This window comes from Stenotrophomonas sp. YJH_SMC_20 (genome assembly GCF_059367845.1).
Genome location: NZ_JCAFRG010000004.1, coordinates 357,489 through 373,789, shown reverse-complemented (window position 1 = coordinate 373,789; position 16,301 = coordinate 357,489). Strand labels below are relative to the sequence as shown.

The following is a 16,301-nucleotide window of genomic DNA, read 5'->3' as shown; positions in this document are numbered from 1 at the left end:
GGCCCTGCCCGGCTTTTCTTTTCCGCACCCGAGAACCCTGTCCCATGAAGATCCTCGTCATCGGCTCTGGCGGCCGCGAACACGCCCTGGCATGGAAGCTGGCCCAGTCCTCCCGTGTCACCGAAGTGATCGTGGCGCCCGGCAACGCCGGTACTGCCAGCGAAGACAAGTGCCGCAACGTGGCGGTGAAGGTGACCGACATCGAGGGCCTGCTGGCGCTGGCCCAGGCTGAAGGCGTGGCGCTGACCGTGGTTGGCCCGGAAGTACCGCTGGTGGCCGGCGTGGTCGACCACTTCCGCGCCGCTGGCCTGCGCATCTTCGGGCCGACCGCAGCCGCCGCGCAGCTGGAAGGCAGCAAGGCCTACGCCAAGGACTTCCTGGCCCGCCACAACATCCCCACCGCGTTCTACGCCGTGCACACCGACGTGGACGCCGCGCTGGCCTACATCCGCGAGAAGGGCGCCCCCATCGTGGTCAAGGCCGATGGCCTGGCCGCCGGCAAGGGTGTGATCGTTGCGATGACCCAGGCCGAAGCCGAGGACGCCGTGCGTGACATGCTCTCGGGCAACGCCTTCGGCGATGCCGGCGCGCGCGTGGTCATCGAGGAGTTCCTCGACGGCGAGGAAGCCAGCTTCATTTCGATGGTCGATGGCGTGCATGCGCTGCCGATGGCCACCTCGCAGGACCACAAGCGCGTCGGCGACGGCGACACCGGCCCGAACACGGGCGGCATGGGCGCGTACTCGCCGGCGCCGGTGGTCACCCCGGAAGTACACGCCCGCGTGATGCGTGAGGTGGTGAATCCCACCGTGCAGGGCATGATCGCCGACGGCATCCCGTTCACCGGCTTCCTCTACGCCGGCCTGATGATCGATGCCAGCGGCGCACCGAAGGTGATCGAATTCAACGTGCGCTTCGGCGATCCGGAAACCCAGCCGGTGATGCTGCGCCTGCAGTCGGATCTGGTGGACCTGGTGGAAGCGGCGATTGATGGCCGCCTGGACCAGATCGAGGCACAGTGGGATGCGCGCCCGTCGCTGGGCGTGGTGCTGGCGGCGAAGCCCTACCCGGAAGCGCCGATCACCGGTGACGTGATTTCCGGCCTGGACGACGTGCCGGCCGCTGCCAAGGTGTTCCATGCCGGTACCGCATTGGATGCGCAGGGCCAGGTGGTCAGCGCCGGCGGCCGCGTGCTGTGCGTGGCCGCACTGGGCGACAGCGTGCGCGACGCGCAGGCCAATGCCTATGCCGGCGTAGCCAAGGTGAGCTGGGCCAACGAATTCCACCGCAACGACATCGGCTGGCGCGCGATCGCGCGTGAGGGGTAAGGCCTGATAGATCCACCACGCAGCCTCCTGCATGGAACCAGATCACGGATTCTGGGAGTCTTCACCGTCCTCGGCATGGAAGCCGGGACGGTGCGCTTCGGGAAGAGGCGACGCACGTCAAGCGAAGGAAATTACGCTGAGTGAATCCGCTATTTCGCCGAGTCAAGATAACGTTTCCAGTTCTCGAAGAGCCGCGCAACGTTCTGCTCATGTGAGTGAGCAGACGGATCATACCCATCAGAAGCTGGCATGTACCTGACAAAGCTCTCCAGAGACTCCGGGTAATCAAAATCAGCGTAGATCCTCTCAACCTCTCCGAGCGGATCAGCAATCTCATCGCGCTTGGCGTAGGCGTCCGCGAGAAATGCAACAAGCCATCTTCTGAGAATCTCATCCTCGTTTGAGTTCTTATCGAATGCCGCCAACTGCGCAGCTACGCTATTACGCTCATCGGGAAGAACCCCTTCAAGCCTTTCAATCAAGGCGTTCAGATTGAACTTCCCTTCCAGTTCCTTCTGCTCCGACGCGCAGTGCTTCACAACCTCAAAGTCAATCAGATGGCGCCCCAGTGCCCATGCCACCTCGGTCTGATTCCAGGGTCCATAGGGTTGAATAGAGTCATACGTTCTCATGGGCACTCACTTCTTGTTTGGTATTCCGTTCATGCTGCCACCTTCCACAAATCTTTGATGGGTCAAGTCGCCAGCCTTGTCGACTATGTATTCAAATCGACCGGCCTTTCCATTGAGTTCACCTGGCAGCTGCGTCAGAGTGCGGACCACGCCGTCACCCCCTGTCAACGGAGTATGAACACCCGCTTCTGCAGCCGTCTCTCGCATAAAGGTCGCCGAATTGTGCCCAGCGTCGGCTTTGAGTGCACTTCCCACAGGTCGGGAATTCAGAAGTGCCCGACCTTCAACACTCAGAGCTTTGGATGCCGCCACACCTGCTCCACCGGCACCTGTAACTCCTGCGATATCAGCAGCGATACTGGTAGCTGCTGATATGACACTTGGATTGGCCATCGCAACCATGCCAGCTTCGATCAGCACTGGGGCAGCCATTGCCGCTGTAACAGCGATTGCGGCCGGTCTCATCGGCTCGTATACGGCGCCATTTCCGGCAGCAATATCCCTCCGATGCTGCTCAACGAATCGCTCTGCGGCCTGCCTTCCATCCGCATCGACGAACCTGTAGGGATTCCCGTTCGCGTACCGATACCTATTGAACTGCTCAACTGGCTTTTGGTGAGCGGTGACTGGGTCCACTGACAAAAACACACCCAATTGTGGATCCATGTAGCGCTGTTGCATGTAGCTCAGCCCTGTGGCCGAGTCACTCACATGTCCGGCGTACCCAGGTCCATCCGTGACCTGACCGCCTACCACGGCCCCGTAGGGCTCGTAGTCATATCGTTTGATGACGTTGCCGTTGGCATCGCTTTCGGCCACAACCGAGCCGAGGGCATCAGTGTGAATGTATGTGATCGTTGTCTGGGCGATTGCGGATGGTGACAGGCCAAGGCCCATCAGCAGCAAGCAGCACAGCCAGGCGCCTATGACACCAAGCTTGCGAGTTCGACCTTCAAATGCCCCGAAGCGGGTGGACACACCGCCTGCAGTTCCCCCGAACCTGCGCATCATTCCAATCCATGAAAGAGCCTTGAAGCAAGGCTTGGCATTCATAGCACAGGAAGGCAGTCATCGGAGTCCAACTCCAGGACTGAGGCCAAAGGGACCATTCTGAATTGGACCAGGCCCTTGGCTATAAACCTCGCGAGGGCTTGAACGGCCACCGGAAGCGCATGACTGCCAGCCATGGGCTGGTACTACTGAAGCAGCCGATCAGCGGCCTGCATTACCAACTGCCATGCCGGCCGAACAAAAAAGCCCCGACCAACGCCGGGGCTTTTCATCAGAACGGGTCCGGAAATAGGAACCGAACCTAAGATCCATGCCTTACGCGGTGAACAGCGCCTTCATCTTCTTCAGCGCGTTCGCCTCGACCTGGCGGATGCGCTCGGCCGACACGCCGTACTCGTCGGCCAGCTCCTGCAGCGTCACCTTGCTGTCGGCATCCAGCCAGCGACGACGGATGATGTCGCGCGAACGCGCATCCAGTTCGGCCAGGCCTTCGCGCAGCAGCTGCATCTGGTTGTCTTCGCTGTCCTCGCGCTCGTAAGCCATCGACGGGTCTTCATCATCGGCAACCAGGAACGCAGCCGGCGACGGCGGTGCGTGTTCGTTGTCCTCGTCGGACGGCGCATCGAAACCGATATCGCGGCCGGACAGGCGCGACTCCATTTCCATGACCTCGCGCTCGGACACGTTCAGGTCCTTGGCCACCGCGCTCACTTCCGCCGCGTTCATCCAGCCCAAGCGCGTCTTCGACTTGCGCAGGTTGAAGAACAGCTTGCGCTGCGCCTTGGTGGTGGCGACCTTCACGATGCGCCAGTTCTTCAGGATGAACTCGTGCATTTCGGCACGGATCCAGTGCACGGCGAAAGAGACCAGGCGCACGCCCATGTCCGGGTCGAAGCGCTTGACCGCCTTCATCAGGCCGATGTTGCCTTCCTGGATCAGGTCGCCCAGGGCGAGGCCGTAGCCGTTGTAGCCGCGGGCCACGTGCACCACGAAGCGCAGGTGCGAATGCACCAGCTCGCGGGCGGCGTCCAGATCGTTGCCGTCGCGGAAGCGACGGGCCAGGTCCTGTTCGTCATCGACCGACAGCACCGGAATCTGGTGCACGGCACCGATGTAGGCGTCCAGCGAACCGAGCGCACTGGGAATCGGGAGATTGTTTGCCACAAGGGCAGTAGAGGTGTTCTGGCTCATAGGCACCCATCTTAGCAGTCCGGGATTTGGACTGCTAAAGGAGGAAAAAGTTCCAGCATCCCATTGATGCAACACTGGTCCCAAACAGAGCCCTACCGTAGCGCGATTTGATGACAGTGGCGAGCACGCTTTTCGGGATTCACAATCCCTTGGAATTCAAGCAATTACCCACTGAAAACCTGCTGATTCCGGTCAAGCGGAGCTGAACGCGCCGTTCCGGAGGCCCATTCAGGACGGGGAACGTTGTCCGGCGTTCAGGCCCGGCCACTCGCCGGCGCTCAGAGCGCCGAGCGCGGCGGCAGCGACCAGTCGATCGGGGCCTGGCCGCGGCGCTGCAGGTACTCGTTGGCCATGGAGAAATGGCGGCAGCCGAGGAAGCCACGATGGGCCGACAGCGGCGACGGATGCGGGGCCTTCAGCACGCGATGGCGGCGGGTGTCGATGACCTTGCCCTTCTGCTGCGCGTAGGCGCCCCAGAGCATGAACACCAGGCCTTCGCGCTCGCGGTTGAGCACGTCCACCACATGATCGGTGAAGCCTTCCCAGCCACGGCCCTGGTGCGCGCCGGCCTTGCCCTCCTCCACCGTCAGCACGGCATTGAGCAGCAGCACGCCCCGTTGCGCCCACGGGATCAGGCAGCCGTGGTCCGGGCGCGGGATACCGAGATCGCTCTCGATCTCCTTGTAGATGTTCAGCAGCGACGGCGGCACCGGCACGCCGGGCGGTACCGAGAAACTCAGGCCGTGGGCCTGGCCGCGCCCGTGGTACGGGTCCTGGCCGAGGATCACCACCTTCACCTGCTCGAACGGCGTGGCGTCAAACGCTGCGAAGATCTGCGGCCCGGGCGGGAACACCGCCGCACCGCTGGCCTTGCGCTGGCGCAGGAAGGCCGACAGCTCGCGCATCTGCGGCTGCAACAGGTACTCACCGACGTGCTGCTTCCAGCTCGGTTCCAGCTGGATCGTCGGGGTGTCGGTTACTTCATCGATCATCGCAACAAAGGTCCATCATTCAATCGAGCCAGGCGCAGCTGGAACAGCACCTTGGTGACCAGCAGCCGCTCTTCGATCGGCTTGAGCACCAGGTCGTTGGCACCGGACTGCAGCAGCCCGGTCTGGTTGTGGGGGTTGCCGTCGCCGGTCATCACCAGCACGGGCAGGCGGCGCTTGCCGTAGCCGAAGTCCACGCGCACGCGCTGCACCACGTCGCGGCCGCTCAGCTCGCCCTTCAGGGTGACGTCGGTCAGCACCAGGTCGATGCGGTGGCGGCTGCGGCCCAGCGACTCGGCGGTGAGCAGGGTGAAGGCCTCTTCGGCGCTGACCACGTGCAGCACGTTCAACTGCTGCCGCTCGAGCATGCGCTTGGTGGCCTCGGCCACTACGCGGCTGTCCTCGATATAGAGGATGGTGGCGCCGGGGATGGTCTGCGGCTGCACATAGCCACGGATGAAGGTCGCCAGCGCTTCATGGCCCAGGGATTTGTCGAAATAGTCCGTGACGTACTCGGTGAAGCGGCGCTGCTCCAGGTGCTGCTGGGCGTCGCCGGAAACCACGATCACCGGCACATAGGCCTGTCCGGCCGCTTCGCGGACCATGCGCGCCAGCGCCAGGCCGTCGCCATCACGCAAGGTCAGCGAGGTCGTCACCAGGTCCACCGGGCCCTGCGCCAGCGCCTGCTGCGCGTCTTCGATGCTGTCGCAGCCAATCACATCCACGCCCGGCAGGTCGCGCTGCAGGACGTCGGCGATCAGCTTGCGGACCAGCTTCGAGCCATCGACCACCATCACCCGCGTCGCGGGCCCTTCAAGGTGCTTCAGCGCTTGCGGTTGCATGCCGGTCTCAGGTATCGGTCGGGCGGGTCTGGCGGAGGAAGTGGCCGGTCACCAGCCAGGCACCCAGCCAGCCCAGCAGCAGCGTGCCGAGCAGGACCAGGCCACCATGCAGCAGGTCCAGGCCATGCAGCACGAACGGGCTGCCGTAGCTGCGCGAGAGTTCGGCCAGCGGCACGCGCAGCGCGGCACCGGCGGCGCCGATCAGGGCCAGTGCAACCGCGCCTGCGCCCAGGCCATACCACGCACCCAGATACAGGAAGGGGCGGCGGATGAAGCCATCGCTGGCGCCAAGCAGCTGCAGCACGCCGATCTCTTCGCGGCGCGCCTGGATGTCCAGGCGCACCGTGTTGCCGACCACCAGCGCGGCACCCGCGCCGAGCAGCACCGACAGCACCTGCACCAGCCGCGCGCCGAACGCCAGCCAGGCGTCCAGGCGCTGGCGCCACAGCGCATCGTGCTGCACCAGATCGGCCTCGGGCAGGCTTTCCAGCGCGCGTGCCAGGCGTGCGTCGTCCTTGCCCTGGCCCGGGGTGATCACCAGCAGCGAGGGCAACGGATTGTCGTTGAGCGCATCGATCGCCTCACCGAGGCCGGCATCGCGCAGTTCCTGCAGGCCCTGCTCGGGTGTGCGCACATTCACTTCGGCCACGTCATCGCGGTCGCGCAGCTGGCCGGCCAGGCGAAGCGCGCCGGGACCATCGATGTTGCCCTTCAGGAACACGTTGATGTCGCGCGACTGCTGCACGCTGCCGGCGAACTGCTTGAGGTTGTCCAGCGCGATCGACAGCCCCAGCGGCAACGCCAGGGCCAGCGCCATGACCATCACGGTCAGCAGGGTCGCCCACGGCTTGCGGCAGGCGCGGCCCAGGCTGAACACCACGCTGTGCACGTGGTGCTGGAACCAGACGCCCACGCGCGACGGGGCGGCGGCTTCGCTGTTTTCGTTCTTCGCCATCGGTTACTCCGCCAGGTCCTGCGGCGAGATGTCATCCACCAGCCGGCCGTGGTCGAGGATCAATACGCGCTTGCGCATGCGGCGCAGCAGCGGCAGGTCGTGACTGACCACCAGCACGCTGGTGCCGCGCGCGGGCAGCTCGGCGAACAGGGCCATGATCTCCGCTGCCAGGGTGGGGTCGAGATTGCCGGTCGGCTCATCGGCCACCAGCAGCTTGGGCTCGCCGACGATCGCGCGGGCGATGCCGACGCGCTGCTGTTCGCCGGCCGACAGCTGCGAGGGCAGCGCCTTCTCGCGATGGCCCAGCCCCATCCGCTCGAGTACCGAGCGCACGCGCTTGTTGATGTCACTACGGCGGGTACCGCGCAGGATCAGCGGCAGTGCAACGTTCTCGGCGATGGAGCGGTCCATCAGCAGGCGGTGGTCCTGGTAGACCGCCCCCACCGCGCGTCGGTGGCGCGGCACGTCGCCGCCGCGCACCTTCAGCAGGTTGCGCTCGTCGAACACCACCGCGCCGCGGCTGGGCCGCTCGTCGAGGTGGATCAACTTGAGCAGCGTGCTTTTACCCGCACCGGAATGGCCGGTGACGAACAGCATCTCGCCCGGCGCGACCTCGAAGCTGACATCGGTCAGCGCCTCGTGGCCACCGGCGTACTGTTTGCTGACATTGTCGAAGCGCAGGACACTCATGCCCCGATTATGCAGGACCGGCGCGACGTCGTGGAGACGGTGGGTGCCACCGGCCCCGCCTGGTGGGTGCCGACCGTTGGTCGGCACACCTTTCAAAGCCACCCGACCAACGGTCGGGTGCTACCCGCTGATCGGCAGCGCCGATCAGCTGCCCGACAGCATCCGGCGGATCTTGCGGCCGATGCGGGTCAGGAACGAGTCACCGGTATCGGCGGCGGTACGCACCGGCTTGGCCACCACCTGCACCGGGGTCACCGGGCTGGCGCCGTTGCCGGCGTTGGCCTGTACACCCTCGGTACCTTCGACCGGACGGCCGTGGCGACGACGACGGCGCTTGCGCGGCTTGTGCTCACCGTCCACCGTGGCTGCCGGTGCGCCTTCGGCACGCGGCGGGCGCGGCGGACGCGGGGCCTGGGCGGCGGCGCCTTCGGCACCGGCAACCGCGGCGGCAGCGCCCTGCTCGCCTTCCACGCGCGGCTTGCGCGGGCCACGCGCACGGCGTTCGCCGCTGCGTTCACCGTCGCGACTACCGCGGCCACCACCACTGCCTGAGCGGCCGCCGCTGCGGCCACCGCCCCGACGCTCTTCCTCGGCGGCGCGGGCTTCGCGCGCTTCGCGGAAGATCTGGCCGACGCTTTCGTTGTCCTCGCCTTCCTCGCCTGCCGCCGGCGCCGGGCGTTCCGGGCGCGGCAGCGGGGTCAGCAGTTCCTTGGTGACCGGCTCGGACGGAATCTTCTGCTCGATATAGGCCTCGATGTCCGGCAGGCCCATGGCGTAGCGCTCGCAGGCGAAGCTGATCGCGTCGCCCTCCTCACCCAGGCGCGCGGTGCGGCCGATACGATGCACGTAGTCTTCGGCGTCGAACGGCAGGTCGTAGTTGTAGACGTACTTGATGCCGTCGATGTGCAGGCCGCGCGCAGCCACGTCGGTGGCCACCAGGATTTCCAGCTGGCCCTTCTGGAAGCGGTTGAGCAGGCTCTCGCGCTTCTTCTGCGGCACATCACCGGACAGCACGCCGACACGGTAGCCGGCCTTTTCCAGCGAACGCGCCACGCGCTCGACGAACACCTTGGTGTTGACGAAGACCATGGTGCGCGCGCCTTCGCTGCGCGACAGCAGGCCCAGCAGCAGCGGAATCTTTTCGTCGTCGGCCGGGAAGTAGATGCGCTGGCGCACGCGCGCGGCGGTGATGGTCTCGGCTTCGACCACCAGCTTCTGCGGTTCGTTCATGTGCTCGTAGGCCAGCTCCAGCACGCGATGGCTGAGGGTGGCACTGAACAGCAGGGTCTGGCGGGTGGTGCGCTCGGGCATGCGGCGGAGCAGGAAGCGGATGTCCTTGATGAAGCCCAGGTCGAACATGCGGTCGGCTTCGTCCAGCACGCAGATCTCGCAGGCGTGCAGCGACACCACCTTGTGCTGCTTCACATAGTCGATCAGGCGGCCCGGGGTGGCGATGATCACGTCCACGCCCTGCTGCAGCAGTTCGCGCTGCTTGTCGTAATCCACGCCGCCGTAGACCAGGGCGAAGCGCAGGCCCAGGTCGGAACCGAACTTCACCGCATCCTTGTGGATCTGGATGGCCAGTTCGCGGGTCGGGGCGAGGATCAGCGCGCGCGGATCTTCCGGCTTGCGGTCGGCCAGGGCCGGACGCGTCAGCAGGCGGTTCACGACAGCGACCAGGAAGGCCAGGGTCTTGCCGGTGCCGGTCTGGGCCTGGCCGGCAACATCACCACCGGGCAGCGCGACGGGCAGGGTCAGCGCCTGGATCGGGGTGCAACGGGTGAATCCGGCTCCTTCAAGACCGGCCTGCAGGGCCGGATGCAGCTCGAAGGAGGAAAAGGTCAAATCGGTCAGCGGTTTGTCGCTCATGAGTCCGTCTTGGTATGGCCGCCGGCCCGTGGGGCGGCTGGCACTTCAGCGTCTGGGGGCACCGTCGCAAACTGCGGCCCCTGCGGCGGGTTGGCAGGCTGGGACCACCTGGTCCGCGCGCCGCACAATGCCCCAGTTTACCGCACTCGGGCAGGCAAACCGGAATGCGGCGTCTCATGGCATCCAGAGACGCTACCTTCACCCAGCCACACCGGACTTGAACGGCCTGCCCGGGTTCGCTGGTGTCGCCCACTGCCAGCCCCATGTACAGGAAGACAGTGAAATCCGACACATACCGGCCATCGAAGCGATCACGATACGCTGGGTTCCAACCGGCGCCTGTCCCTGCCCTGCGATAGGGGTACACTGCCGGCCGTGAGCGTCCAGGCATCCCGCCGAACGCACCGCGGCAGTGCGCCGCGAGGCAACGACGAGGGTCGCGCCACCGGGCATGGCCCAGTTCACCCACCTCCGGCATGGCCGGGTGCAATCCAAGACGAGAAACCAAGATGAGCGACAAGGTTGTACATGTCGGCGATGCCGACTTTGATAGCGCAGTGCTGAATTCCAAGGAACCGGTGCTGGTCGATTTCTGGGCCGAGTGGTGTGGCCCGTGCAAGATGATCGCCCCGGCGCTGGACGAACTGGCCGATGCCTACCAGGGCCGCGCCAAGATCGCCAAGGTCAACGTTGACCACAACCGTGCGCTGGCCGCCAAGTACCACGTGCGTTCGATTCCGTACCTGGTCGTGTTCAAGGACGGCGAGAAGGTCGGCGAGCAGATCGGTGCGGTGGGCAAGGCCCAGCTGGCCGGCCTGCTGGACAAGGCCCTGGCCTGATCCTGCGGTTCTCCGGCAGCCGCCGAACGCGGCTGCCGGCGGCGCCCCTGCGCCCATGATGAATGCTGTTCCCGGCGACCCTTGCATGGCGCCGCAGGCCGATGATAGTGTCGGCATATCCGGCCGCGTTCGCGTGCCGCACCCTCTGGACGCAGTTTCTTCCAGACCCATTCCCAACGTTCGCCGCCCCAGCCGGGCGCTCGCACCTTCAAGCGAGGAATAACGCTCTTGTCCGATAACACTTCCGAAACCGGCAGCGCCGATGCGCCCGCCGAAAAGCGTGTGCGCAAGCCCCGCGTGAGCAAGGCCGCCGCCCCGGCAGCCGCCGAAACCAGCGCCGCTCCGGCGCAGCCGACGCTGCCGTTGGCCTCCGCGCCCGAAGCTCCCGCGCCGGCGCCTGCCGCAGCACCTGCACCGAGCGCGCCCGCCGCCGAGGCCCCTGCCAGCAGTGGCGGTGGCGAAGGCAGCGAAGGCCGCGAATCCGGCCAGCCGCGCCAGCAGCACAACCATCAGGGGGGCGGCCAGAACCAGGGCCAGAACCCATACAACCAGAATGGCCAGCAGGGCCAGGGGCAGGGCAACCGCCGCGACCGCTTCCGCAACCGCCGCGACCGTGACCGCAACAACCGCTTCCGCGACGAGGGCATGCCCAACGACGGCGGCGAGCAGCAGCCGTTCGTGCCGCGCCCGCACGCCAACGTGCCCGAGGGCTTCCCGGTCTATTCGCTGAGCGACCTCAAGCGCATGCCGGCACAGAAGCTGCTGGAAATCGCCGAGCAGCTGCAGATCTCCGAAGGCGTGGCCCGCGCCCGCAAGCAGGATGTGATCTTCGCCCTGCTGAAGGTGCTGACCCGCCACGGCGATGGCGTTGCCGCCGACGGTGTGCTGGAAATCCTGCCGGATGGCTTTGGCTTCCTGCGCGCGGCTGAAGCCAGCTACCTGGCCGGCCCGGACGACACCTACATCTCGCCCAGCCAGATCCGCCGCTTCAACCTGCGCACCGGCGACCACATCTCCGGCCGCATCCGCTTCCCGAAGGACGGCGAGCGCTACTTCGCGCTGAACATCGTCGACACCATCAACGGCGAGCCGATCGAAGCGTCGAAGAACAAGGTGCTGTTCGAGAACCTGACCGCGCTGTTCCCGCGCCGCCGCTTCACCCTGGAGCGTGGCAACGGTTCGTCGGAAGACATCACCGGCCGCATCCTCGACCTGATGGCGCCGCAGGGCAAGGGCCAGCGCTCGCTCATCGTGTCGCAGCCGAAGGCCGGCAAGACCATGATGATGCAGCAGGTCGCCACCGCCATCACCACCAACCACCCGGACGTGCACCTGATCGTGCTGCTGATCGACGAGCGCCCGGAAGAAGTGACCGAAATGCAGCGCACCGTGCGCGGCGAGGTCATCAGCTCGACCTTTGACGAGCCGGCCGCGCGCCACGTGCAGGTGGCCGAAATGGTCATCGAGCGCGCCAAGCGCCTGGTCGAGCACAAGAAGGACGTGGTGATCCTGCTCGACTCGATCACCCGCCTGGCCCGCGCCTACAACAACGTGGTGCCGAGCTCGGGCAAGGTGCTGACCGGTGGCGTGGACGCCAACGCCCTGCACCGCCCGAAGCGCTTCTTCGGTGCCGCGCGCAACGTGGAAGAAGGCGGCAGCCTGACCATCATCGCCACCGCGCTGGTCGACACCGGCTCGAAGATGGACGAGGTGATCTACGAAGAGTTCAAGGGCACCGGCAACAGCGAAGTGCACCTGAGCCGCCGTATTGCTGAAAAGCGCGTGTTCCCGGCCATCGACATCAACCGTTCGGGCACCCGCCGCGAAGACCTGCTGATCGAGCCGGAACTGCTGCAGAAGATCTGGATCCTGCGCAAGCTGCTGCATCCGATGGATGAAATGGCTGCGATGGAGTTCCTGCTCGACAAGATGAAGAACACCAAGTCCAACGACGAGTTCTTCGGTTCGATGAAGCGCTGATCCACGGCATTGATGGAACGAGAAGAGGCCCCGCCATGCGGGGCCTCTTCATTGGGACCATCGCTACCGTTCATGGGCACCATGGAGTTATCGGCAGATCTGCCTCGGGTCCAACCCCAGATCACGACAGATGCGATCATGCGCCAGATGCGCGGCCCGATGCCGGAGGCCAACGGCAGCCAGCCAGCCGGGAATGGAGGGCAAGAGCATCTCCCATACATCAGCCTGCAATCGCCCCCTCAATGCGATCAGCAGCTGGCGGGCCTCGTCCTTCGCACCCGCGAAGTACGCCGCAAAAGCAAATGTCTCCATGCAGACCCCGTGATAGCTGTCGCCATGAACGGATGCAATGTCCTGCAGACGACACTCCAGGGTTTCGGGCGTGGCACCGGCCCATTTCAGTATTGCGCGGCGTAGCCACGCAGCGGTTTCCTCGTTTCCGAGATGGCGGGAGATTCCTCGCATCGTGCTGAAGCTGTCTGCCGCGGTCAGGGCGTCATCCAGCACCGCTTGTGCAGCCACGATGTGCGAGCAGCTACCAGCGGGCGCGTTCTCAACCACCCAATCGGCAAATCGAAAATGATCATCGGGCTTGCCTCCCCAGCGCTGCCATGTCCCTCTCGCATACTGCACGATCGATGGGCAATGGAACGGCTCGGCCGCCATCGCCGCATCGAGCCATTCCTCCCTGTTTCCGTCACCTGCGCCGACCACGACGTTGCAGTGAATCAGGCCAGCCAGCGCCATTGCATTGCCAGGCTCCTGGGCCACGATGTTCGAGAGCTTCCGATATGCCTGCATCATGATCCCGGGGTATCTGCGTCGCCGCAACATCGGGATATCCGCTGCGTAACTCTCACCGCGGACTGTCCATGCCTTGTTGATGTCCGCATATGCAGAAACCAATAGAGGATGAGAGGACTGTGGCAACGCCTGCGTCCACGTCTTGATCCATCGACCAACCCGGCGTTCCACCGACAGGCGCCAGACAAGGTGCTCATGGGTTTCAGCCGCCCCCCCCGCCATCACGGCCTCGGCCGAAGCGTGGTCACCGGCATTCAGGTGCATGCGAACCCGCGAAAGATGGGATTCGACAAAGTGGCTTCGATGGGTTGCACAAGGAAGAACTCCCAAGCTCTGCAGCAGATATCGCATGAACGTGCATCCTCCAAACGCACCATGCTTTCAGTTCCCGAGGGCAGGTACCATGCGAATAGTTGTAGATTTCCTTGACCAGCCAGACTGGCACTGCGCCCACGCGTCTTGGCACCGAGCTCGCTGCGGCAGGTTTTTTTTTGCCTGCAGGGCGACCTGTTTCACTTTGCCGCCTCCGACTTTTGGCGATAATTCGCCCTATACCCTGCCCGGCCCCGAGGGCCTGGCCACCGATTCCCGCTGTCGCCCCTTCCGGAGAACCGGTCGGGTCCAGCCTCCTGCCGGATCCGTCGACGCATGCGAACGCTGTCTCCCCGCCTCAACCTGGGCAAGCTGATCCTCGCCCTGGCCCTGCTCAGCGCCATCATCGCCCTGGCCAATACCCTGCTGGCCAGCTACCGGGTGCAGCGCGACCAGCTGGTCGGCAATACCCTGGAAGCCAACCGCGTCTATGCCACCAAGCTGGCCGAGACCACCCAGAACTTCCTGCTGGCCGCGCAGCAGGAGTTGGCCTACGCCGCCACCCGGCTGGGCCAGAGCAATCTCGATCCGGCACAGGCGCAGGACGAAGCCAGCCGCCTGCAGTTGCAGACCAACAGCTTCAATTCCTCGCTGGTGGTCGATGCCGATGGCCTGGTGATCGCCACCTCGCCACAGACCCTGCAGTTGCAGGGCGAGATCCTGCACAGCGTCGGCAACAACGCGGCACTGGCGGCGCGCCAGCCGATGATCAGTGACCCGTACCAGTCGGCCACCGGCAAGCTGCTGGTCTCGCTGTCGCACCCGATCTTCGACCGCCAGGGCCGCTATCGCGGCTACGTCAGCGGCACCCTCTACCTGCGCCAGCGCAGTGCGCTGCACACGCTGCTGGGCAAGCACTACTACCGCGACGGCTCGTACCTGTACGTGGTGGACCGCAATGGCCGCCTGCTGTACCACGCCGATGGCAAGCGGGTCGGCGACTACGTGGTCGGCAACCCGGCGGTGAAGGCAGTCGTGCGCGGTGAACGCGGTGCGCAGCAGGTCCGCAACAACCTGGGCGTGTCGATGCTGGCCGGCTATGCACCGGTACCGGCCACCGGCTGGGGCATCGTCGCCCAGCGGCCGACCGAGGCCACGCTGCAGCCATTGTCGCGGTTGATGACCGCGGTGATCTGGAACGCGATCCCGCTCGGCCTGCTGTCACTGCTGGTCACCTGGTGGTTCGCCCGCCGCATCTCGCTGCCACTGTGGCAGCTCGCACGCAACGTGCAGGGCGGCGAAGACACTGGCAATGCGATCAGCCACGTCAGCGGCATCCGCGCGTGGTACTTCGAGGTCGCCCAACTCAAGCAGGCAGTGCTGCACAGCTTCAATGCCCTGCAGGACCGTATCGGTACGCTCAACCGTGCCAGCCGTACCGACCCGCTGACCGGCCTGTTCAACCGCCGCGGCCTGCAGCAGGCGCTGGACGCGCTGCAGGTGCAGGGCATCCCGTTCGCGATCCTGGCGCTGGACATCGACCGCTTCAAGTCGATCAACGACAGCCATGGCCACGACGTCGGCGACGCCGCCATCGTCCACATCGCCGACCAGATGCGCCGCTATTCGCGCGACAGCGACATCCTCTGCCGCGCCGGCGGCGAGGAATTCCTGCTGCTGCTGCCGGGCATCAGTACCGACTCGGCCCGCCAGGCCGGTGAACGCCTGCGCCAGCATATCGCCGATCACCCATTCGAACCGGTCGGCACCATCACCGTGTCGCTGGGCGTGGCTCACTTCCCCAGCTTCCATGTCGACGCCGAGCAGGCATTGCGGCTGGCCGACAAGGCGCTGTACATGGCCAAGGAACAGGGCCGCAACCGGGTGGTGGTCTACCCGTACGCCGACTGACGCGGAGCCGGGCTGCCCGGCTCCGCAGCGGGTCTCAGCTCTGTTGCAGCGGGGTCAGCAGGCGCAGGCCGCGCTTGGCGCCGTCCACCATGTAGACGCCGCCTTCCGGCAGCAGATCGCTGCCGGCCTGCTCGACCGGGTCAGCCTCGTGCCACGGCACGCTCTGCCGCGGCCCCGGAATGAAGGCGCGCCAGCGGCCATAGCGTTCCGCCTCTGCATTGGGATCATGGTTCAGGGCGAAGTTCACCGGGATGCGAACCGTCCAGCTGTCCCGGGTGCTGTCCTCGCCGGTGGTCGGCGGCTTGAAGGTCCAGGTACGGGCGGTGCTGACGCTGGCTCTGGCCAGGATGTCGCGCATCTTGGCCAGGGTCCGCTCGGACGCGACCACAGCCATGTTCACCTGCTCGGCGGCCACGTCGGCCACTGTTCCGTCGCGCGCCACCTTGACCAGCAGCAGCACCTCACCCTGGCCACCGTTTCGGTAGGCTGCCTCCGGGTAGCGCGGCGGTGTCATGTGCAGCGGGGTCACCGAATCAGTGGCCTTCGGATCGTACTCGCTGAAGTCGACACTGGTCATGCTGATTTCATAACCGCCATCGGCCGCAGCCTTGCCGCGCAGGCGAACGCGCAAAGGGGCCCGCGTGGCCACCGCCTGGCCAGCGCGCAGCGTGGGCTCGAAGCGCCAGCCCCCGATGGTGCCTTCGACGAAGGAGGCGATGCCCGGGGCGACCATGGCTTTCTGGTCCAGCACCAGCGAACTGACCGCGCCCTCCGGCGTGACCTCGATATGACCGGACAGCACCATGCTCATTTCCGCAGTCGCACGTACAGCGCGTGCGGTCTGCGCAGTGGCGTCACCTGCAAGCAGGGGGGCGCCGGCACCGACGGCCAGCGCGAGGGCGAGAAACAGTGGAGAACGCATCATTGCCGGATCCTTGGTGATGATCG

14 protein-coding genes are annotated in these 16,301 nt (G+C 65.5%); 4 read left to right on the top strand and 10 right to left on the bottom strand.

Annotated features, from left to right (window positions below; all coding sequences use genetic code 11):
* The first annotated feature begins 44 nt into the window (after nt 1-44).
* Nucleotides 45-1,328: a phosphoribosylamine--glycine ligase gene (purD, locus tag AC5P6A_RS10080; protein WP_171952565.1), complete on the top strand. Its 1,284-nt coding sequence runs from the start codon at nt 45-47 to the stop codon at nt 1,326-1,328.
* Between the two features lie 149 nt (nt 1,329-1,477).
* Here purD and AC5P6A_RS10075 read toward each other — a convergent pair whose 3' ends face one another.
* From AC5P6A_RS10075 to rhlB, 8 genes are all read right to left on the bottom strand, one after another.
* Nucleotides 1,478-1,960, bottom strand: coding sequence for a DUF2247 family protein (locus tag AC5P6A_RS10075; RefSeq protein WP_021203248.1), 483 nt, complete (start codon nt 1,958-1,960; stop codon nt 1,478-1,480).
* 6 nt (nt 1,961-1,966) lie between these two features.
* On the bottom strand, nt 1,967-2,938 hold the full coding sequence (locus AC5P6A_RS10070; RefSeq protein WP_227844016.1) for an RHS repeat domain-containing protein: 972 nt from the start codon (nt 2,936-2,938) through the stop codon (nt 1,967-1,969).
* A gap of 348 nt (nt 2,939-3,286) precedes the next feature.
* Nucleotides 3,287-4,162, bottom strand: coding sequence for an RNA polymerase sigma factor RpoH (rpoH, locus tag AC5P6A_RS10065; protein ID WP_019660835.1), 876 nt, complete (start codon nt 4,160-4,162; stop codon nt 3,287-3,289).
* A 278-nt stretch (nt 4,163-4,440) separates the two neighbouring features.
* Nucleotides 4,441-5,154 carry a uracil-DNA glycosylase gene (gene ung, locus AC5P6A_RS10060; RefSeq protein WP_099559903.1) on the bottom strand — a complete coding sequence of 238 codons (714 nt, stop codon included), beginning with the start codon at nt 5,152-5,154 and terminating at the stop codon, nt 4,441-4,443.
* A complete protein-coding gene (locus AC5P6A_RS10055) occupies nt 5,151-5,993 on the bottom strand; it encodes a response regulator (protein WP_346474643.1) in 843 nt (280 codons plus the stop codon). The genes ung and AC5P6A_RS10055 overlap by 4 nt, the downstream gene beginning before the upstream one ends.
* Nucleotides 5,994-6,000: 7 nt before the next feature.
* Nucleotides 6,001-6,948: a permease-like cell division protein FtsX gene (gene ftsX / locus AC5P6A_RS10050; RefSeq protein WP_227844015.1), complete on the bottom strand. Its 948-nt coding sequence runs from the start codon at nt 6,946-6,948 to the stop codon at nt 6,001-6,003.
* 3 nt (nt 6,949-6,951) lie between these two features.
* On the bottom strand, nt 6,952-7,638 hold the full coding sequence (gene ftsE, locus AC5P6A_RS10045) for a cell division ATP-binding protein FtsE (RefSeq protein ID WP_032129538.1): 687 nt from the start codon (nt 7,636-7,638) through the stop codon (nt 6,952-6,954).
* A gap of 144 nt (nt 7,639-7,782) precedes the next feature.
* On the bottom strand, nt 7,783-9,507 hold the full coding sequence (rhlB, locus tag AC5P6A_RS10040) for an ATP-dependent RNA helicase RhlB (protein WP_019660839.1): 1,725 nt from the start codon (nt 9,505-9,507) through the stop codon (nt 7,783-7,785).
* A gap of 509 nt (nt 9,508-10,016) precedes the next feature.
* Between rhlB and trxA the strand changes: the two genes are divergently transcribed.
* Entirely contained in the window at nt 10,017-10,346 is a 330-nt protein-coding gene (trxA, locus tag AC5P6A_RS10035) for a thioredoxin (RefSeq protein WP_005411275.1), read from the top strand.
* 228 nt (nt 10,347-10,574) lie between these two features.
* Entirely contained in the window at nt 10,575-12,326 is a 1,752-nt protein-coding gene (gene rho / locus AC5P6A_RS10030; RefSeq protein ID WP_019660840.1) for a transcription termination factor Rho, read from the top strand.
* An 87-nt stretch (nt 12,327-12,413) separates the two neighbouring features.
* Here the strand turns inward: rho and AC5P6A_RS10025 are convergent, their stop codons facing one another.
* Nucleotides 12,414-13,481, bottom strand: coding sequence for a hypothetical protein (locus tag AC5P6A_RS10025; protein WP_180877941.1), 1,068 nt, complete (start codon nt 13,479-13,481; stop codon nt 12,414-12,416).
* 297 nt (nt 13,482-13,778) lie between these two features.
* Between AC5P6A_RS10025 and AC5P6A_RS10020 the strand changes: the two genes are divergently transcribed.
* The gene (locus AC5P6A_RS10020) at nt 13,779-15,353 is read left to right on the top strand and encodes a diguanylate cyclase (protein WP_180877940.1); all 1,575 of its coding nucleotides are present in this window, start codon (nt 13,779-13,781) and stop codon (nt 15,351-15,353) included.
* A 34-nt stretch (nt 15,354-15,387) separates the two neighbouring features.
* On the opposite strand, the gene AC5P6A_RS10015 is transcribed toward AC5P6A_RS10020, so the two are convergent.
* Entirely contained in the window at nt 15,388-16,278 is an 891-nt protein-coding gene (locus tag AC5P6A_RS10015; protein ID WP_134730138.1) for an energy transducer TonB, read from the bottom strand.
* Nucleotides 16,279-16,301 lie beyond the last annotated feature (23 nt).

Bases quoted from the DNA above. Each gene is read 5' to 3' on its own strand.
- AC5P6A_RS10025 (WP_180877941.1), bottom strand. From the start codon at position 13,481: ATGCGATATCTGCTGCAGAGCTTGGGAGTTCTTCCTTGTGCAACCCAT.
- AC5P6A_RS10020 (WP_180877940.1), top strand. From the start codon at position 13,779: ATGCGAACGCTGTCTCCCCGCCTCAACCTGGGCAAGCTGATCCTCGCC.
- AC5P6A_RS10075 (WP_021203248.1), bottom strand. From the start codon at position 1,960: ATGAGAACGTATGACTCTATTCAACCCTATGGACCCTGGAATCAGACC.
- trxA (WP_005411275.1), top strand. From the start codon at position 10,017: ATGAGCGACAAGGTTGTACATGTCGGCGATGCCGACTTTGATAGCGCA.
- rhlB (WP_019660839.1), bottom strand. From the start codon at position 9,507: ATGAGCGACAAACCGCTGACCGATTTGACCTTTTCCTCCTTCGAGCTG.
- AC5P6A_RS10015 (WP_134730138.1), bottom strand. From the start codon at position 16,278: ATGATGCGTTCTCCACTGTTTCTCGCCCTCGCGCTGGCCGTCGGTGCC.
- AC5P6A_RS10055 (WP_346474643.1), bottom strand. From the start codon at position 5,993: ATGCAACCGCAAGCGCTGAAGCACCTTGAAGGGCCCGCGACGCGGGTG.
- ftsE (WP_032129538.1), bottom strand. From the start codon at position 7,638: ATGAGTGTCCTGCGCTTCGACAATGTCAGCAAACAGTACGCCGGTGGC.
- ftsX (WP_227844015.1), bottom strand. From the start codon at position 6,948: ATGGCGAAGAACGAAAACAGCGAAGCCGCCGCCCCGTCGCGCGTGGGC.
- rpoH (WP_019660835.1), bottom strand. From the start codon at position 4,162: ATGAGCCAGAACACCTCTACTGCCCTTGTGGCAAACAATCTCCCGATT.
- purD (WP_171952565.1), top strand. From the start codon at position 45: ATGAAGATCCTCGTCATCGGCTCTGGCGGCCGCGAACACGCCCTGGCA.
- ung (WP_099559903.1), bottom strand. From the start codon at position 5,154: ATGATCGATGAAGTAACCGACACCCCGACGATCCAGCTGGAACCGAGC.